Below are 16945 nucleotides of genomic sequence, written 5' to 3' on the forward strand. Positions count from 1 at the left end.
CGCATTCTATTGACATCTATTCAATAAGGGCAATACCGTCGGCTCCATGAACGTGATCAATGTCGACCACCTCGTCATCGGAGCCGGCTTCGCCGGACTGTGTGCCGCCATCAAGCTGGACCAGGCAGGCGAGTGCGACTTCGTGGTGATCGAGAAGGGCAGCGACGTCGGCGGCACCTGGCGCGACAACACCTACCCGGGTGCGGCCTGCGACGTGCCGAGCCAGCTGTACTCCTACTCCTTCGCCCCCAACCCCGACTGGTCGATGTCCTTCTCCCCCCAGCCGGAGATCCTCGCCTACATCAAGCGCGTGGCCGACGAGTCCGGCACGCTCGACCGGTTCGTGTTCGACACGCTCGTCGAGGACGCCACGTGGGACGACGCGGCCCAGCGCTGGACGGTCCGGACGGGCAGCAGCGCCGGCGGCGGTACGACGTACTCCGCGCGCACCGTGATCAGCGGCGCCGGCGGACTCTCGGCCCCCAAGCTGCCCGACATCGCCGGCATCGAGTCCTTCGGCGGTGAGCTCTTCCACTCGGCCGAGTGGGACCACGAGGTCGACCTCGCCGGCAAGCGCGTCGCGGTGATCGGCACCGGCGCCTCCTCGATCCAGATCGTCCCGGCCATCCAGGAGAAGGTCGCGCACCTCGACGTCTACCAGCGCACCGCGCCGTACGTCATCCCGCGCAACGACCGCCGCTACAGCAGGCTCGAGCGGCTCGCCCTCAAGAAGGTCCCCGGACTGCAGAGGCTGTACCGCACCGGCATCTACTGGGCCCGCGAGGGCTACGTGCCGGCGTTCACGATGGCACCCAAGCTGGCGATGCCCGCGCAGAAGATGGCCCTGGCCAACATCCGCAAGGGCATCAAGGACCCCGCGCTGCGCGCCGCGGTCACGCCGGACTACCAGATCGGCTGCAAGCGGATCCTGATCTCCAACACCTACTACCCCGCGCTGGGGTCCGACAACTGCGACGTGGTGACCGACCCGATCGCCGAGATCACCCCGACCGGGATCGTCACCGCCGACGGCACCGCGCGCGACGTCGACGTGCTCATCATCGCCACCGGATTCCACACGACCGAGCTCCCGATCGCCGAGAAGGTCACCGGACGCTCGGGCCGGCCGCTCGCGGCGAAGTGGAACGAGAGCGGCATGTCGGCCTTCAAGGGCACCGCGGTGGCCGACTTCCCCAACCTCTTCTTCATCGTCGGTCCCAACACGGGGCTGGGCCACTCGAGCATGGTCTTCATGATCGAGTCGCAGGTCAGCTACATCGTCGACGCCCTGCGCACGATGCGCACCGAGGGACACGGCTCCGTCGAGGTCACCGCCGCGGCCGAGCAGGCGTGGTCGGCCGACCTCCAGCGCCGGATGAAGCGCACCGTGTGGAGCTCCGGCGGCTGCGCGAGCTGGTACCTCGACAAGCACGGCAACAACACCACGCTGTGGCCCCGGTCGACCTTCGCCTTCCGCGGCGAGACGGCCTCGTTCGACCCCGACGTCTACACGGTCTCGGCCGTGAGCACCACGCAGGATCCCCAGGCAGGACCCACCAAGCGAGAGGCAGTCTCCTCATGAAGTCCCTGAAGGACAAGGTCGTCGTCATCACCGGTGCCGGCTCCGGCATCGGTCGCGCCCTGGCGCTCAACTGCGCCCAGCGCGGCTCCCTGCTGGCGCTCTCCGACGTCGACGAGGCCGGCCTGGCCGAGACCGTCGCCCTGGTCACCGACGCCGGGGTGGGCAAGGTCCGCAGCGACCGGCTCGACGTCTCGGACCGCGACGCGTTCGCGCGCTACGCGCTCAACGTCGTGCAGGACTTCGGCCGGGTCAACGTCGTCGTCAACAACGCCGGCGTCGCGCTGGCCGGCGACCTCGCCGACCTCGAGTACACCGACATGGACTGGATCATCGGCATCAACTTCTGGGGCGTGGTGCACGGCACCAAGGAGTTCCTGCCCCACCTGATCGCCAGCGGGGACGGCCACCTGGTCAACCTGTCCTCGCTCTTCGGCCTCATCTCGATGCCCGGCCAGTCGATGTACAACGCCTCCAAGTACGCCGTGCGCGGGATGACCGAGGCGCTGCGCGAGGAGATGCTCATCGCCGGTCACCCGGTCGGGGTGACGTCGGTGCACCCCGGCGGCATCAAGACCGCGATCGCCCGCAATGCGCGTGTCTCGGCCAAGGAGGACCAGGCCGCCACGGCCAACCTCTTCGACAAGAAGCTGGCCCGGATGACGCCCGAGAAGGCCGCCGAGATCATCGTCAAGGGGATCCTCAAGAACCAGGCCCGCGTGCTCGTCGGCATCGACGCCCACGCGCTGCACACCCTCGGAAAGCTCGCCGGGTCGCGCTACCAGGACATCATCGCCCACTCCGCCAAGCGGGTCCTGCCCGCGAAGGCCAAGGTGGTCTGAACCGACCGGACACACCGTTTGCTCGGATGGGGCCCATGGACCTGGGTGACCCGCCCCGTGTGGCGATGACCACGTGGGGCGAGACCGACCAGGTCGCCGAGCACCGGGTCAGCCTCGGCTACCCGCCGGAGGTCGTCTCGTCGGCCGAGGCCTCCTGCGCCTGGGTGCTGGAGTCGGTGCTCGAGGAGCGGGCACCCTTCGACGGTGACACCTCCGAGGGATGGTTCTCGGTGTTGTCCGGGCTGGCAGCGCCGGCCGGTCCCACCCCGCGCGACTGACGCGAGCGGCGCGAGCGGCGCGACCGACGCCGCGGAAGGTGGACGGGGCCGACGAGCCGCGGGCCGGCGAGGCGCTGCTCGAGACGTCGTGACTGCCGGGTGACGGGCTGGGCGAGGTACTCCCCCAGGATCACGCCGGCTGCCAGCGCCAGGGCGACCGAGGCCGCGGTGATCAGCGCGACCAGACCCTCGGAGGTGTCGCGGCGGCTGCCTTCGCCGAGCAGTGCGAGCCCGCGGTAGATCGAGACACCGGGCAGCATCGGGATCACCGCGGAGACCACCACGATCAGGGGCGGGACCCGCATCCTGCCGGCGACGGCGTACCCGACGATGCCGACGAACAGGGCGGCGAACGCTACCGACCAGGTCCGCGCGATACCCGGCGCCTGGATGGAGCTGGAGATGGAGATCGCGATCGCAGCCATCAGCGCCACCGGCACCAGGATCCGCTTCGGGGAGTACGACGCGAAGGCGAACGCGGAGGCGGCGGCCGCAGCCCCGACAGCGGTGAGCCACAGCCCTTGCACGTCGGTCTGGCCGGGGTCGACCTCGGGCAGGTCCACCCCCACCGCGTAGGCCAGGCTCAGGCCCCCGCTGACCCCGGCGATGATGCCGGCCGTCGACAGCAGCGCCTCGGTCAGGCGAGCCCCGGCGGTGATGTAGAAGCCCGTCAGGGCGTCCTGCAGGGCGCCCATGAAACCGATCCCGGCCAGCAGCATCACGATGTTGGCCGTCACGACGAGCGAGACGTCGATGTCGATCGACAGGGCGGCGGCTCCGACAGCCACCAGGGTGGCCACGCCGCCGCCGGCGACCTGCTCGTAGAAGCCGGGCAGCCGACGCCGGGCGATCCGCAGCTTGAGACGGTCGATCAGGACCGCGGAGAGGAAGGCGAGCAGCCCGACCATCCAGTCGCCACCCAGCTGCACGCCGATCCCGGCCGACATCAGGCCCCAGCCGACGGTCACGGCCCAGCGCGGACGGTCATGGCCGGTGGAGACGATCCGGCGCAGCTCGGCGCGACCCGAGGTCAGGTCCAGCTCACCGCGCAGGACGTCGCGCACGAGGTGGTCGACGCGCGTCAGGTCCTGGTAGTCGATGACGCGCCGCGTCACCTGCCGGGTGGCGATGATCGGGACCTCGTCGGGACTGCTCTGGTAGCTCATCGTGAGGGAGGTGAAGGTGATGTCGACGTCCGCGGCGCGCGCATCGAGGCCGCGGGCGAGCGAGAGCATCGTCGACGTGACGTCGGCGGCGCCGGCGCCCGAGGACAGCAGCAGCTCCCCGACCCGGAGACAGAAGTCCAGGATCAGGTTGAGCTCGCTCGTCGGGCGCTGTCGCGTGGCCATCAGGCGATGGTGACGCACTCCCGGGGTCGCACCCAACCTGCGGCGACGCGATGCTCGTCACCCCTGCCGGGCCGGGCCTCACACGTCGACGCGCGACCCGTTGCGCTGCCACCAGCCGAGGGCTCCGGCCAGCTCGGTCGAGCCTCGCGGGTCCTCCAGGAGCTGGCCCATCACGGGGTGCGCCGTCATCCCGGCGGCGTACAGGGCCCGGTTGGCCACCCGGCCCCCTCCCAGCAGCGCTCGGGCGAGGATGTCGGCCGGCACCCACGTGTTCGAGGCGCCCGCCAGGAACAACGCCGCCTCGAGCTCGTCGTCGTCGCCGTTGACCAGCCACGAGCTCGCCAGGCCCGGGAAAGACCCCTGGGCCATGCCGGGCAGGCGGCGCAGCATCCGTTCGCGCAGGGCCGGATCGACATGGGTCTCGATCAGCTGTCCCAGTGAGGACGTGACCCGGGCGGCGATCTCGGGAATGGAGCCGAGCAGCATGTACGACGTGACCGCGCGGGACTCGTACGGACTGATCGCCAGGTCGAACATCAGCCTGGCCAGCATCGGCTGGTTGCCCAGCTCGAGCTCGCTGGCGATGCTCGCCGCTGCTCGGCTCACGTCGGCCCAGTGACCGTTGGTCTCCTCGCGCTCCCAGCTCGCAATCACCGGCGCCGGCGCCAACGCCTTGCTCACCCGGTGTCGCCGCGGCCCCATGACGCCGGCAGGGACGAGGCGCAGCAGGTGGCTGTGCCACTCCCACCCGGGCGCGTCCTCGGCAGAAGCGTTGTGTACGGCGATGATCCGGTCGACGACCGACTCCCAGAACTCGTCGGAGGCCTCGGCGATCTGGCCCATGTTCTCCAGGGCCAGCGCGGCCCCGTGGATCACCCGCTCCCGGGGATCGGTGAGCAGGTCCAGGCACCATGCCACGGCGTCGGTGCTGACGTGCTCCCCCACCGCGCTCATCATGTCGTTGAGGACCTGGATGTCGGGGTCGGCGATCTGCTCGCGTGCCACCTCCAGCACGACGTGGCCGTAGTCGCTGCACCGCAGCAGGGCCAGGGCCTCGTAGCGGATCGGGTAGGCGTGCGACGTGGAGCGTCCGAGCTCGGTGACCAGGCGTACGACGAGATCCTGGGCCAGGCGCTCCGGCATCCCGATGCCCCCGGATCGGGACAGCGCCCGCGCCCACGCGAACCAGAGGTGGGCCGGTTGGGTCTCCACGGACGAGAGCCGTTCGGTGAGTCGCGAGAGCTCGCGCACCGTGGCCACGACCGGCGCAGGGTGTCTGTCGACCGGCGCCTCGGGGAAGGTGCGGCAGACGATGTCGATCGGCGCCTGCAGAGAGGCCGGTGCCAGGCCGAGGACCTCCTCGTACTTCTCGACCAGGCGTCCCTCCCGGGTGCCGCCCGTCTCGACGCGATGGAGCCGGGTCGCGTTGGACTGCACCTTCGTGGCCATCGCCTGGAGGCCGGCGCCGGCGGCTTCACGATGGAGCAGCCGGGAGACGCGCAGGACCCAGCCGATGCGAGGACCGATGTCGATCTGAGCACCGTTGAGGGGTGTGCCGTCGTCGATGTCGCGCGAGGACCCCCGGGGCCGTGCCGTCATGGCACCACCCAACCGCTCCGACCGACGCCCTCGGGGGCATCTCGGAAAATTGCGGCACACGACGGCCGGGGCGTGCCAGGGTTCGCCGCCCGCCGGGGACGGACGTGCGCGGCATGTCACTCAGTGGGCTGCCTGTGACGCAGGGACCTGCACGAAATGTTCCTGTGCGAAGATTTCCTGCATGTCAGCAGCCATGACGACCCGGGTCCTCGTCGCCAGTCCGTTGGCCGCCATCGTCAGCGACTACCTCGAGCAGCTCCTGACGCCGGCGGTCGTCGTGACCGCGTCGACACCGCTCGAGATCCGCGCGGCTCTGCAGACCCGGCTGCGCTTCGACGCGGTGCTGACGGACCTGGTCAGCAACGACACGACCTGGGCTCCCTGCTTCGACGGGCTCGACGTGCTCTCCCTGGTCCGCGAGCGCGACGGCGGCACTCCCCTGGTCTACGCGTTGCACAACGCCCGAGGTGAGGCCGAGCACGTCGCCGAGCTGACGGCTCGCGGCGAGGCTGCCGGCCTGGTGCTCAAGTCTCAACCACTGGCCGAGATCGGGCAGGTGCTGCGCGAGGCCGCCTCGGGGCACGTCGCGGACCTGCCAGGACGGCATGTCCCCTCGCTCTACGAATACTTCTCGTCGAGCCAGCGCGGGGCCACCGCCGCTCGGCTGGCCGGCGCGATCGCTGCGGGGCGGGCCAGCGACACGGCCAGCCTCGCCGCGGCGACCAGCGTCTCCCTCTCGACGGCCGAGAAGGTCGTCGGCTACCTGCGTCCGATCATGGTCGCGCGCGACGAGCACGACGACGACCTGAGGCTGACCTCCGCCTCGGTCTACCGCTGGTGCGGCTTGCACGCGGGCTACCTGACGTCCTGGTGCCGGAGGCACGGTCACGAGGACGTGCTCGCCACCCCGTAGCTGTGGAACTCTTCGGGCGTGCGCATCGACTTCCATGCCTCGTCCGAGCCCACGCTCGGCGTCGAGTGGGAGCTGGCGCTGGTGGACCGCCGCACCAGAGACCTGCGCAACGAGGCGAGCCATCTCTTCGCTCGGGCCCGACCCCGGCTCCCGCACCCCGAGCGCTTGCACCAGGAGCTGCTGCGCAACACCGTGGAGATCGTCACCGGGATCTGTCACGACGTGCCGGAGGCGATGGGCGACCTGCGCGCCACCCTCGAGGGCGTCGTGCGCGGGTGTGACGAGCTGGACCTGGACCTCTTCGGCGCCGGCACTCATCCCTTCGCAGCCTGGAGCGGGCAGCAGCTCAGCGAGGGGGCGCGCTACGAGGAGCTGATCAACCGCACGCAGTGGTGGGGCCGGCAGATGCTGATCTGGGGCGTCCACGTCCACGTGGGGCTCGCCGACCGGGCCCGGGTCCTGCCCGTCCTGGCCGGGCTGCTGACCTACTACCCCCACCTCCAGGCGCTCTCCGCCTCCTCGCCCATCTGGGCCGGCCTGGACACCGGCTACGCCTCCAACCGGGCCTTGATGTTCCAGCAGCTGCCCACGGCCGGACTACCTTTCGCGTTCGAGACCTGGGCGGAGTTCGAACGCTTCGCCTCGGACCAGCTCACGACCGGCGTGATCGACGACCTGTCCGAGATCCGGTGGGACGTGCGCCCGGTCCCGGCCCTGGGCACCCTCGAGAATCGCGTGTGCGACGGCGTGTCCACCGTGGCCGACCTCGGCGCGCTCGTCGCCCTGACGCACTGCCTCGTCGTCGACCTGGACACGCGCGTGGCCGCCGGCGAGTCCCCTGTCATCCTGCCGCCGTGGCACGTGCAGGAGAACAAGTGGCGCTCGGCGCGCTACGGGTTGGACGCCATCGTGATCGTCGACACCGACTCCGCCGAGCGGCTGGTGACCGACGACCTCGCCGACCTGCTGGTGCGTCTCGAGCCGATCGCGGCACGATTGGGCTGCCTCCCGGAGCTCGCCTCGGTCGCCGACCTGGTGGCGCGGGGCGCGTCGTACCAGCGCCAACGCGCGGTGGCGGCGGCCACGGGCGGCGATCTCGTGGCCGTGGTCGACTCGGTCGTGCAGGAGCTGCGGGGCTCGCTCTGACCTGCGGGACGCGGGCCGAGGATCAGTAGCCGCCCTCCGGCGCCGCCATCTCCAGGCGCACCCCCAGCAGTCGGACCGGTCGGTCGCGCTCGACGCGGGCCAGCAGTCCGACGGCGACCTCGGCCAGGACCTCGGGCTCGTCCGACGGCGCGGGGAGCGTGCGGCTGCGGGTGACGGTGGCGAACGACCGGTTGCGGACCTTGATGACCACGCGTGCGGCCGGTCGGCCGTCCGCGGCGATGTCGGCCGCAGCGCGGCGGGCGAGGCGTCGTACGGCCTCGGCGATCTCGGCGTCGTCGTCCAGGTCCTCCTGGAAGGTCTCCTCCCGGCCGTGTGCTCGAGCCACCCACGGCGTGGGGTCGACACGGGTCGCGCCCCGACCCCGGCCCAGGCTGCGCAGCCACGGCCCGGTCGAGGGGCCGAAGACCGCACCGAGGACCTCCGGGTCGGCATCGGCGAGACCGCTCACGGTCGTGATGCCCACCGCGGCGAGCCGCCTCTCGGTCTTGGCCCCGATCCCCCACAGCGCGCGGGGCGAGCGGTGCCCCATCTGCGCGACCCACGAGTCGTCGCCGATCCGGTGGGTGCCCCGGGGCTTGCCGAAGTCGGTGGCGATCTTGGCCTGCAGCGTGTTGTCGCCGATGCCGACCGAGCAGTGCAACCCGGTGGCGGCGAGGACCTCGGCGCGGATCCGGTCGGCGAAGACCTGCGGATCGCGGCCGTCGGCGTCGACGTGGGCGTCGGCCTCGGCGCCGGGTGCGAGGCCGACGAAGGCCTCGTCCCAGCCGAGCACCTGCACGTCGACCGGGTCGCCGTCCCAGCGCAGTGCCCGCAGCGCCGCCATCACCTCGGCGGACGCCTCGTCGTAGGCGGGCTTGTCGACCGGCAGGAAGACCGCTCCGGGGCACCTGCGCACGGCCACCCGCAACGGCATCCCCGAGCCGACCCCGAAGGCCCGCGCCGCGTAGGAGGCGGTTGAGACGACGCCCCGCTCGGTCGGGTCCCCTCGCCCGCCGACCACGACGGGGCGTCCTGCGAGGTCGGGACGACGTCGCACCTCCACCGCGGCGAGGAACTCGTCGAGGTCGACGTGGAAGACCCATCCGGTCACCCCACCAGGATCGCACTCGTAGGCTTCGACCTGTCGAGCCTTCGGCTCAGGAAGGCCCGGGGACCATGCTCAGCACCACCACCGTCCAGACGCTCACCGCGAGCGTGACCGACGAGATCTCCGACTCGGCCGGTGACATGCTCGACGCCCTGCTGCGCGCGCTGCCACGCGTGGGGGTCGCGATCGTCCTCGTCGTGGTCGGCTGGGCGGCGGCGAAGGCGGTCAGGTGGGCGCTGCACAGGTGGTTGACGCGCGGCCACACACCGAGCTTCGCGACGGTGATGAGCAAGATCGCGAGCTGGTTCGTGGTGACGCTCGCGGTCCTGGCCGCGATCACCGTGGTCTTCCCGTCGGTGCAACCGGTCGACCTGCTGGCCGGCCTGGGGTTCTTCTCCCTGGCAATCGGGTTCGCGTTCAAGGACATCTTGGAGAACACCCTGTCCGGGGTCCTCATGCTCTTCCGCCAACCGTTCGCGTCGGGCGACCAGATCGAGGTCCAGGGCTACACCGGCACCGTGCAGGCGATCACCATCCGCGAGACCCGCCTCAGGACCTTCGACGGGCAACTGGTGCTGATCCCGAACAGCGACGTCTACAAGAGCGCCATCCGGGTGCAGACCCATCACGAGCAACGTCGGATGTCCTTCGTGGTCGGTGTGGCCTACGAGAACGACCCGGCCGAGGCCAGCGAGGTGATCGTGCGTGCGCTCGGGACCGTCGACGGCGTGGCGACCGAGCCGGGCCCGCAGGCCCTGATCACGACCCTCGGCGTCTCGACGGTCGATCTCGATGCCCGATTCTGGTGCGACAGCCACCAACGGGAGTCTCTGCTGGTGCTGCACCGCGCCATCGACGCGGTCAAGCGAGCCCTGGACGAGGCCGGCATCGAGATGCCTGCCGACATCGTCGCGCTGCAGGCCACGCCCAGCTTCCGCGCTGCACTCCAGGGCGACGCCGCCGTCACTCCCGGAGGGTCGATCCGTCCCGCCTGATCGACCCCGCGCCGATCAGCGACCGTGCTCGGCGGCATACGCCAACGAGCGCTGCAGGTCTCCGAGGTCGCGGTACCAGGTGCGCACCCCGACGCGACAGCGCACGCGGGCGACCTTGGCGTCGTACTCCGAGCACTCCGCCCTCGCCTCGGAGTCCGTCGGCGGAAAGCGGGAGTCGCCGTCGGCGTAGGTGATGCCGAAACCGTTGCCGGCGTCACCGGTGACCTCCACGATCACGGGGCGCTCGCGGGCCGGCGCCCGGACGTCGTCGGCGGCGCCGGCAAGGCCGGACATCCCCAGACCGAGTCCGAGGGCGGTGAGGGTGCAGCCGGCGACGAGGGCGAGGGTGTGCTTCATGAGGGTCTCCCGAGTAGGTCCTGCGCCGGGAGGTCCGGCGCCCGTCAGACGCTAGGGAGCACCGACCCGGGCCACCATCACGAGCACCGCAGCCTGTGGACGGGACCGCCTCGACGACGCCTGTGGACGACTGGCGGGCCGGCCAGGCGCTGACCAGGGACCGGCCAGGGACCGGCCAGGCGCCGACCAGGGACCGGTCAGCGAGCCAACGTGACCGAGATCGTGGAGTTCGTGCACCCCGCCGCCAACGACTGCATCGCCGACTTCTCCACCGAGTCGATCGACAGGCGCCAGCGGTGCTTGACCGCCACCCACTCACGCAGGTAGCGGCACTGGGCGTGGTCGGGCAGCCAGTCGGCGACGTCACGGTCACCCTTGGAGCGGTTCTCCCCTGCGGTGACCGCGACCAGCGACCGGGTGTCCCCGAGGTCGTTGGCGAAGGCCTTGCGCTCGGCCGACGTCCAGGAGCGCGCTCCGGAGTCCCAGGCCTCGGCGAGCGGGACCATGTGGTCGATGTCGAGCGCCGAGGAGGAGTACTGCGAGATGGCGTCATAGTAGGAATACCAGCGGCCTCCGCTGAGAGAGCAGCCCGAGCCGACGCTGACCGGGTCGTCGGCCTCGGAGATCAGCACCTCGTTGCGGGTCGAGCAGCCGTCGCCGTCTGCGTCGATCCAGTGCGTGAACTTGCTGCGCTCGTAGCCCGTGCGCACCTCCGAGGAGACCGTGAGGTCCGCGATGGCGGTCTGCAACGGCGCGGAGTATCCCGCGGCGTAGGCAGCCGCGGGCATCGCCACCAGGGCGGAGACGACTCCGAGGGTGAGCACGAGCAGCGCGATCAGGCGCCGGGCGGGCAGGGTGAGGACGACCATGAGTGACTCCCGAGAGCAGTGACAGGTACGACGCTCCCTGAGCCTCTCCCGCCGCCCGGGTCGGCGGCAAGGGCCGGTGGGTGACGCAAGGGAGAACCCTGCACGACGCCGCGACCACGTCTCACCCCGGGACGGCTTGTGGTCGTCCTCACAGCACGCAAGGATCGCCGGAACGAAAGGTGACTCCCTTGCCGACTCCGCTCGACCCGACCTCCGCCGCCTTCCTGCTCGCCGAGAACCGCAACATGCCCATGCACGTCGGCGGTCTGCAGCTGTTCAAGAAGCCCGAGGGTGCCGGCCGCAGCTACACCCGGGACATGTTCGAGTCGATGCGTGACGAGCCCGAGATCGCCCCGCTCTTCCTCAAGCACCCGCACCGTTCCGTGCGCACCGGCGCGCAGCTGGTGTGGCGCCCCGACGCGCAGTTCGACATCGAGCACCACGTGCGGCACAGCGCCCTGCCCAAGCCGGGCCGCGTGCGTGAGCTGCTCGAGCTGTGCTCGCGCCTGCACAGCACGCGCCTGGCCTGGGAGCGTCCGCTGTGGGAGTCCCACGTGATCGAGGGCCTGCGCGACGGCCGGGTCGCGATGTACACCAAGGTGCACCACGCGCTGGTCGACGGAGTCTCCGCGATGCGGCTGATGGCCAGCACCCTGAGCACCGACCCCGACCAGCGCGACATGGCGGCGCCGTGGGCGCCCCGCACCCCGACCACGAGGAAGCCGGCGCCGGCCGAGACCAGCCTGGCCGACGTACCGATGAGCGCCCTGCGCAGCGCACTCGGCCTGACCGCCGAGGCCGCCGGGATGCCTGGGGCGCTGGTCAAGACCATCTCCAAGGGCCTCAAGAACGAGACCTCGGCGATCTCGCTGCACGCACCGCAGACGATCTTCAACCAGCCGATCACCGGCTCACGGCGCTTCGCCGCCCAGGACTGGCCGATCGAGCGGCTGCGTGGCATCGGGAAGGCCACCGGCACGACGATCAACGACGTCGTCCTGGCGATGTGCGCAGGGGCGGTGCGCAGCTACCTGCTCGAGCTCGATGCGCTGCCCGAGGCCCCGCTGGTCGCCATGGTGCCGATCGGACTGAACGCGAAGCAGTCCCACATCGCCTCCGCCGAGGGCGGCAACGCGGTAGGAGCGGTGATGGTCCAGCTCGCCACCGACCGCCCTGACCCCGCCCGACGGTTGAGTGCGATCCACCGGTCGATGAAGGACGGCAAGGAAGCCCTGTCGTCGATGACCCCGACACAGATCCTGGCGATGAGCGCGATCGGCCAGGCACCGGCCATCCTGACGCCGATGTTCAAGATGTCCGGGCTGGTGCGGCCGCCGTACAACCTGATCATCAGCAACGTGCCCGGCCCGCGCTCGACGCAGTACTGGAACGGCGCCGAGCTGGTCGGGCACTACCCGCTGTCGATCCCGATCAACGGGATGGCGCTCAACATCACCTGCATCTCCTACGACGGCAAGATGGGCTTCGGGCTCACCGGCTGTCGGCGGACGGTCCCGCACCTGCAGCGACTGCTGACGCATCTCGACGACGAGGTGAAGGCGCTGGAGAAGGCCGCCGGGCTCTGAGCGGTACGGCGCTCCGCGCGCCGCGAGCCCGGACGGCCCCCGCCGCGCACGCCACGACGGCGAGCGCGCCGACCGCCGTCAGCAGCGTGATGCGCTCGCCGAGCAGGAGCGTCGCCCACCCGATGCTCAGCACCGGCTGGACGAGCTGGACCTGGCTCACCGTGGCGATCGGCCCGATTGCCAGCCCGCGGTACCACGCGACGAACCCGAGGAACATGCTGACGGCCGCGAGGTAGGCGAAGGCCGCCCACTGCCCCGTCGTCGCCACCGGCGGCTGCTGGGCGACGGCAACGGCGGTCAGCACGGCGGTGACGGGCACGGCCACGACGAGCGCCCACGACACGGTCTGCCAGGCGCCGAGGCTGCGCGCGAGCAGTCCCCCCTCCGCGTAGCCCACGGCGGCCGCCACCACCGCACCGAGCAGCAGCAGGTCGGCCCAGCCGACACCGCCCAGGCCTGCGCCCTGTGCCGTCACGAAGCCGACGGTGGCCACGACGCCGAGCGCCGCGAAGCGCCAGAAGCGAGGGCTGGGGCGCTCCCCGCCGCGCAGCACCGCCACCACGGCGGTGGCCGCGGGCAGCAGCCCGATCACCACCGCGCCGTGGCCGGCGGGCACGCTCTGCAGGGCGTAGGAGGTCAGCAGCGGGAAGCCGAGGACGACGCCTGCCGCCACCACCAGGAGCCTTCCCCACTCCGTGCCGCGCGGCAGCCGCTGGCGGGTCAGCGCCAACGCCGCCCCGGCCAGGGCCGCGGCGACCACGGCACGACCGACACCGATGAAGAGCGGGGACATCCCCTCCACGGCGATCCGGGTCAGCGGGACGGTCAGCGAGAAGGCGAGGACACCCAGCAGTCCCCACCCGAGGCCCGGCGAAAGCGCTGGGGAAGTCTGCGTGATAGCGCTACTGTTCTCTCTCATGAACGACAGTAGCAGTGCTCGCATCGTGACGGCGCTTCGGGAGTGGATCGCGGACGCCGCCCCCGGCGCCCGGCTGCCCTCCACGCGCTCCCTCGCCGCCGAGCACGGCGCCGGCCCGGTCACCGTGCAGCAGGCGTTGCGCACGCTCACGACCCAGGGCCTCGTGGAGACTCGCCCGGGCGTCGGCACGTTCGTGCGAGCCGGCCGGACGGCCCACACCAGCGACTACGGCTGGCAGACCGGCGCGCTCGGCCGGCCACCCTCGCGGGTCGCCCCGATCTCCACGGCCCTGCGCACCGTCGACGACGACGTGATCGCCCTGCACAGCGGCTACCCCGACCGCGAGCTCCTCCCCGAGCGCCTGGTCCGGGCAGCCCTGGGCCGGGCCGCCCGCAGCGACGCCGCGCTGTCTCGCCCTCCGGTCGCCGGGGTGCCCGAGCTGCGCCAGTGGTTCGCCCAGGACCTCGCCGCCACCGCACCCGCCCACGTCAGCGCCCCGGCGTCCGGCGACGTCATCGTGCTGCCGGGCAGCCAGAGCGGGCTCAGCTCGGCCTTCCGGGCACTGGTGCCCCGAGGCCGCCCCCTGCTGATGGAGTCGCCCACCTACTGGGGCGCCATCCACGCGGCCGCGCAGGCGGGGGTCGAGGTGGTGCCCGTGCCGAGCGGCCCGCACGGCCCCGACCCGGCCCAGCTCGACCGTGCCTTCGAGGAGAGCGGCGCCCGGCTGCTCTACGCCCAGCCCACCTACGCCAACCCGACCGGCGCCCAGTGGAGTCGGGACGTCGCCGAGGCGGTCCTGGGCGTCGTACGGCGGCACGGGGCGTTCCTCCTGGAGGACGACTGGGCCCACGACCTCGGGATCGACACCGAGCCCGCACCCCTGGCAGCCCAGGACGACGCCGGGCACGTGATCTACCTGCGCTCGCTCACCAAGACCGTCTCCCCGGCGATCCGGATCGCCGCGATCATCGCCCGCGGCCCGGCCCGGGAACGGATCCTGGCCGACGCCGGGACCGGGTCGATGTACGTCAGCGGAGCGCTGCAGGCCGCCGCGCTCGACGTGGTGACCCAGCCCGGGTGGGAGCCCCACCTGCGCCGGGTCCGGACCGCCCTTCGCGAGCGACGCGACCTGCTGCTGGCCAGCCTGCGCACCCACGCGCCCCTGGCGCACGTCGAGCACGTGCCGGCCGGCGGGCTCAACCTGTGGGCCCGGCTCCCCGACAGCACCCTCGTCGACGACCTCACCGAGCGGTGCCGCAGCCGGGGCCTGATGGTCGCCGCGGGCTCGGAGTGGTTCCCGGCCGAGCCGTCGGGCCCCTACGTGCGGCTCAACTACTCGGGCCCACGACCGTCGGCGTTCGGCGAGGGCGCCCGCATCCTGGGCGAGGCGCTCGCGCAGGGGTCCGGAGCCTGAGCCGTCTCAGCGCTCGACCAGCCCCCCGCCGTACGACGCCGCGACGGCGCGCAGCCGCGCGCGGGTCACGTCGGCGACCGTGGCGTACCCGGCGTTGGCGGCGTTCGACCCGGCTCGCGTCGGCTCCGCGGAGTTGATGCTCAGGCAGGTGCGCGTGCCGCTGTCGGCGACGTTGGCCAGGGCGACGGCGTGACCGGTCGTGCCGGAGCCGGCGAAGAAGTCGAGCACGCGCGCGTCGTTCGGCATGGTGGTCAGGATCCGGCGGATCAGCCCCGTCGGCTTGGGCGACTCGAAGAGGTGGCCGACCAGTGCCTTGAGCTCGGCCACGGCCGTGTCGGTCGAGCCGATCTCCTCGCTGAGCCAGATCGTGCGCAGCTTCTTGCGGCGTCCGGGCTCGAGCCAGTCCTTCTGGAAGAGGTCGACGCGCTCGCCGAGGCGCGTGCGGACCCGACGACACACGAGGTCGTCGGGTCGCTCGTCGACCAGCCGGGCGCTCCATCGCCACACCGCCGGGGTGCCGTCGCCGAACACCGGCAGGATCTCCTGACCCCCCGCGAACGGGGCCGAGCGCACCGTCCCCGAGTCCGGGTCGCCGTACAACGCGTAGTGCATGGTCGGCGCGGTGACCGGGTTGAACTTCTTGTTGGTGTTGCGCAGCGGCAGCCGTCGGTAGCGGCGCGGCTCGCCGGGATCCTCGAGCGGGAAGTCGCGCGGATCGACCGCGTCGGGGCTCGACGGGTCGAGCACGCAGGTCGCCGCGTCGCGCGCGTAGGCCAGCAGGTACTCGTGGTTGACGGCGAACCCCTTGCCCAGCTGGCGCCCCTTGGCGTTGAGGTTGACCACGATCTGCGCCAGCAGGTTGGCCTCGCCGAAGACCTCGTCCATCAGCAGGCGCAGGTGAGCCGCCTCGTTGTCGTCGATGCTCACGAAGATCGCGCCGGACTCGGCCAGCACGCGCCGCGCCTCGACGAGCCGCGGTCGCATCATCGCCGTCCAGGCCTCGTGCCGGCCCCGACGACCGGCCTGACCGGCGCCCGCGGGGACCCGGTCGACGTACACGAAGTCGTTGCCGGTGTTGTACGGCGGATCGATGTAGACCAGGTCGTACGACGCCTCGTCCAGGCCGGCGAGTACGTCGAGGTTGTCGCCCTCGGCGAAGGCGTTCCAGACGGCGCCCTCGGCACCCGACCCACTTTCGACTACCGGCACCGCGCCATCATGGACGACATGGCCCTCGCCCGCGAACGCGAACGCACCATCACGGTGCTCTCGATCGTGGTGACCCTGGTCGTGGTCGGCGGCTACGTGGCGTTCGGCAACAGCCCGGTGAGCGTGCAGCTGCGCTCGCTGTTCGGCGTCGACGACCGGCTCCGCCCGGCGGTCGAGGCCGACGCCAACGGTGACTACGCGTTCCTGGAGACCCGCAGCAACGGCAGCCCGCTCGGGTTCAGCCCGTGCCGGGAGATCGGCTACGTGGTCAACCCGGCCGGCGCCCCGGACAACTGGGCCGAGCTCGTCTCGATCGCGGTGCGCGAGGTCAGCGAGGCCACCGGTCTCCAGTTCGAGGACGAGGGCGTCACCGACGATCGCAGCTTCTCCGAGCGCATCGACTCCTCCGGCAACGCCGAGCCGGTGATCATCGCCTGGGCCGACGACAGCGAGGTCGACGCGCTGGCCGACGACGTCGCCGGCGTGGGCGGCCCCACGGTGATCCAGCGCGGCAACCTGCGCTCCTTCGCCAGCGGTTCGGTCATCCTCGACACCGACATCACCGACCGCCTCGACCGGCAGATCGGCGGCGGCAACGCCCAGCTCGGGCTGCTGCTGCACGAGCTCGGCCACCTCGTCGGCCTCGACCACGTCGACGACCCCAACGAGCTGATGTACCCCACGGCCACCTCGATGACGGCTTTCGGTCCGGGCGACCTGCAGGGGCTGTCGTTGCTGGGCGCCATCCCCTGCTGACGACCTCCCGGTGACCGACCGGTAAC

The 16945-nt window shown here is 71.5% G+C and carries 15 protein-coding genes; 8 read left to right on the top strand and 7 right to left on the bottom strand.

All coding sequences use genetic code 11. The features are described from left to right. The first annotated feature begins 46 nt into the window (after positions 1 to 46). On the top strand, positions 47 to 1582 hold the full coding sequence (locus Q1K33_RS02000; protein WP_300400014.1) for an NAD(P)/FAD-dependent oxidoreductase: 1536 nt from the start codon (positions 47 to 49) through the stop codon (positions 1580 to 1582). Then, positions 1579 to 2421, top strand: a complete 843-nt coding sequence (locus Q1K33_RS02005; protein ID WP_300400015.1) for an SDR family NAD(P)-dependent oxidoreductase — start codon at positions 1579 to 1581, stop codon at positions 2419 to 2421. Before Q1K33_RS02000 ends, Q1K33_RS02005 begins: the two co-directional genes overlap by 4 nt. A gap of 118 nt (positions 2422 to 2539) precedes the next feature. Here the strand turns inward: Q1K33_RS02005 and Q1K33_RS02010 are convergent, their stop codons facing one another. Together Q1K33_RS02010 and Q1K33_RS02015 are read right to left on the bottom strand one after the other, a co-directional pair. Beyond that, the gene (locus tag Q1K33_RS02010; RefSeq protein WP_300400017.1) at positions 2540 to 4048 is read right to left on the bottom strand and encodes a threonine/serine exporter family protein; all 1509 of its coding nucleotides are present in this window, start codon (positions 4046 to 4048) and stop codon (positions 2540 to 2542) included. A gap of 78 nt (positions 4049 to 4126) precedes the next feature. Further along, positions 4127 to 5647: a hypothetical protein gene (locus tag Q1K33_RS02015; RefSeq protein ID WP_300400019.1), complete on the bottom strand. Its 1521-nt coding sequence runs from the start codon at positions 5645 to 5647 to the stop codon at positions 4127 to 4129. A 181-nt stretch (positions 5648 to 5828) separates the two neighbouring features. On the opposite strand from Q1K33_RS02015, the gene Q1K33_RS02020 reads away from it, so the two are divergent. After that, a complete protein-coding gene (locus tag Q1K33_RS02020; RefSeq protein WP_300400021.1) occupies positions 5829 to 6560 on the top strand; it encodes a hypothetical protein in 732 nt (243 codons plus the stop codon). A gap of 18 nt (positions 6561 to 6578) precedes the next feature. Next, positions 6579 to 7706: a glutamate--cysteine ligase gene (locus Q1K33_RS02025; protein ID WP_300400023.1), complete on the top strand. Its 1128-nt coding sequence runs from the start codon at positions 6579 to 6581 to the stop codon at positions 7704 to 7706. A gap of 22 nt (positions 7707 to 7728) precedes the next feature. On the opposite strand, the gene Q1K33_RS02030 is transcribed toward Q1K33_RS02025, so the two are convergent. Beyond that, positions 7729 to 8817 (bottom strand): DNA polymerase IV, encoded by a 1089-nt coding sequence (locus Q1K33_RS02030; protein ID WP_300400025.1) that lies wholly within the window; start codon positions 8815 to 8817, stop codon positions 7729 to 7731. Between the two features lie 65 nt (positions 8818 to 8882). On the opposite strand from Q1K33_RS02030, the gene Q1K33_RS02035 reads away from it, so the two are divergent. After that, positions 8883 to 9809: a mechanosensitive ion channel family protein gene (locus Q1K33_RS02035; RefSeq protein ID WP_300400027.1), complete on the top strand. Its 927-nt coding sequence runs from the start codon at positions 8883 to 8885 to the stop codon at positions 9807 to 9809. Positions 9810 to 9824: 15 nt separating this feature from the next. Here the strand turns inward: Q1K33_RS02035 and Q1K33_RS02040 are convergent, their stop codons facing one another. Together Q1K33_RS02040 and Q1K33_RS02045 are read right to left on the bottom strand one after the other, a co-directional pair. Further along, positions 9825 to 10166, bottom strand: a complete 342-nt coding sequence (locus Q1K33_RS02040) for a hypothetical protein (protein ID WP_300400028.1) — start codon at positions 10164 to 10166, stop codon at positions 9825 to 9827. A 197-nt stretch (positions 10167 to 10363) separates the two neighbouring features. Continuing rightward, positions 10364 to 11035 (bottom strand): HNH endonuclease family protein, encoded by a 672-nt coding sequence (locus Q1K33_RS02045; RefSeq protein ID WP_300400029.1) that lies wholly within the window; start codon positions 11033 to 11035, stop codon positions 10364 to 10366. A 179-nt stretch (positions 11036 to 11214) separates the two neighbouring features. Between Q1K33_RS02045 and Q1K33_RS02050 the strand changes: the two genes are divergently transcribed. Continuing rightward, the gene (locus Q1K33_RS02050; protein ID WP_300400030.1) at positions 11215 to 12621 is read left to right on the top strand and encodes a wax ester/triacylglycerol synthase family O-acyltransferase; all 1407 of its coding nucleotides are present in this window, start codon (positions 11215 to 11217) and stop codon (positions 12619 to 12621) included. Here the strand turns inward: Q1K33_RS02050 and Q1K33_RS02055 are convergent. After that, on the bottom strand, positions 12527 to 13540 hold the full coding sequence (locus Q1K33_RS02055; RefSeq protein ID WP_300400031.1) for a DMT family transporter: 1014 nt from the start codon (positions 13538 to 13540) through the stop codon (positions 12527 to 12529). The two genes, Q1K33_RS02050 and Q1K33_RS02055, sit on opposite strands and share 95 nt — an antisense overlap. On the opposite strand from Q1K33_RS02055, the gene Q1K33_RS02060 reads away from it, so the two are divergent. Next, entirely contained in the window at positions 13539 to 14954 is a 1416-nt protein-coding gene (locus tag Q1K33_RS02060) for a PLP-dependent aminotransferase family protein (protein ID WP_300400032.1), read from the top strand. The two genes, Q1K33_RS02055 and Q1K33_RS02060, sit on opposite strands and share 2 nt — an antisense overlap. Positions 14955 to 14960: 6 nt before the next feature. On the opposite strand, the gene Q1K33_RS02065 is transcribed toward Q1K33_RS02060, so the two are convergent. Continuing rightward, the gene (locus Q1K33_RS02065) at positions 14961 to 16163 is read right to left on the bottom strand and encodes a site-specific DNA-methyltransferase (protein WP_300400033.1); all 1203 of its coding nucleotides are present in this window, start codon (positions 16161 to 16163) and stop codon (positions 14961 to 14963) included. Between the two features lie 18 nt (positions 16164 to 16181). Here Q1K33_RS02065 and Q1K33_RS02070 point away from each other — a divergent pair, with 18 nt between their 5' ends. Then, positions 16182 to 16919, top strand: a complete 738-nt coding sequence (locus Q1K33_RS02070) for a matrixin family metalloprotease (RefSeq protein WP_300400034.1) — start codon at positions 16182 to 16184, stop codon at positions 16917 to 16919. Positions 16920 to 16945 lie beyond the last annotated feature (26 nt).

This window comes from Nocardioides sp., assembly GCF_029937575.1.
Classification (GTDB): Bacteria; Actinomycetota; Actinomycetes; order Propionibacteriales; family Nocardioidaceae; genus Nocardioides.

What these genes read in the sequence shown, in the direction of transcription:
- Q1K33_RS02035 (WP_300400027.1), top strand. Translation starts at nt 8,883, where the DNA reads ATGCTCAGCACCACCACCGTCCAGACGCTCACCGCGAGCGTGACCGAC.
- Q1K33_RS02015 (WP_300400019.1), bottom strand. Translation starts at nt 5,647, where the DNA reads ATGACGGCACGGCCCCGGGGGTCCTCGCGCGACATCGACGACGGCACA.
- Q1K33_RS02020 (WP_300400021.1), top strand. Translation starts at nt 5,829, where the DNA reads ATGTCAGCAGCCATGACGACCCGGGTCCTCGTCGCCAGTCCGTTGGCC.
- Q1K33_RS02040 (WP_300400028.1), bottom strand. Translation starts at nt 10,166, where the DNA reads ATGAAGCACACCCTCGCCCTCGTCGCCGGCTGCACCCTCACCGCCCTC.
- Q1K33_RS02005 (WP_300400015.1), top strand. Translation starts at nt 1,579, where the DNA reads ATGAAGTCCCTGAAGGACAAGGTCGTCGTCATCACCGGTGCCGGCTCC.
- Q1K33_RS02045 (WP_300400029.1), bottom strand. Translation starts at nt 11,035, where the DNA reads ATGGTCGTCCTCACCCTGCCCGCCCGGCGCCTGATCGCGCTGCTCGTG.
- Q1K33_RS02055 (WP_300400031.1), bottom strand. Translation starts at nt 13,540, where the DNA reads ATGAGAGAGAACAGTAGCGCTATCACGCAGACTTCCCCAGCGCTTTCG.
- Q1K33_RS02010 (WP_300400017.1), bottom strand. Translation starts at nt 4,048, where the DNA reads ATGGCCACGCGACAGCGCCCGACGAGCGAGCTCAACCTGATCCTGGAC.
- Q1K33_RS02000 (WP_300400014.1), top strand. Translation starts at nt 47, where the DNA reads ATGAACGTGATCAATGTCGACCACCTCGTCATCGGAGCCGGCTTCGCC.
- Q1K33_RS02060 (WP_300400032.1), top strand. Translation starts at nt 13,539, where the DNA reads ATGAACGACAGTAGCAGTGCTCGCATCGTGACGGCGCTTCGGGAGTGG.
- Q1K33_RS02070 (WP_300400034.1), top strand. Translation starts at nt 16,182, where the DNA reads ATGGCCCTCGCCCGCGAACGCGAACGCACCATCACGGTGCTCTCGATC.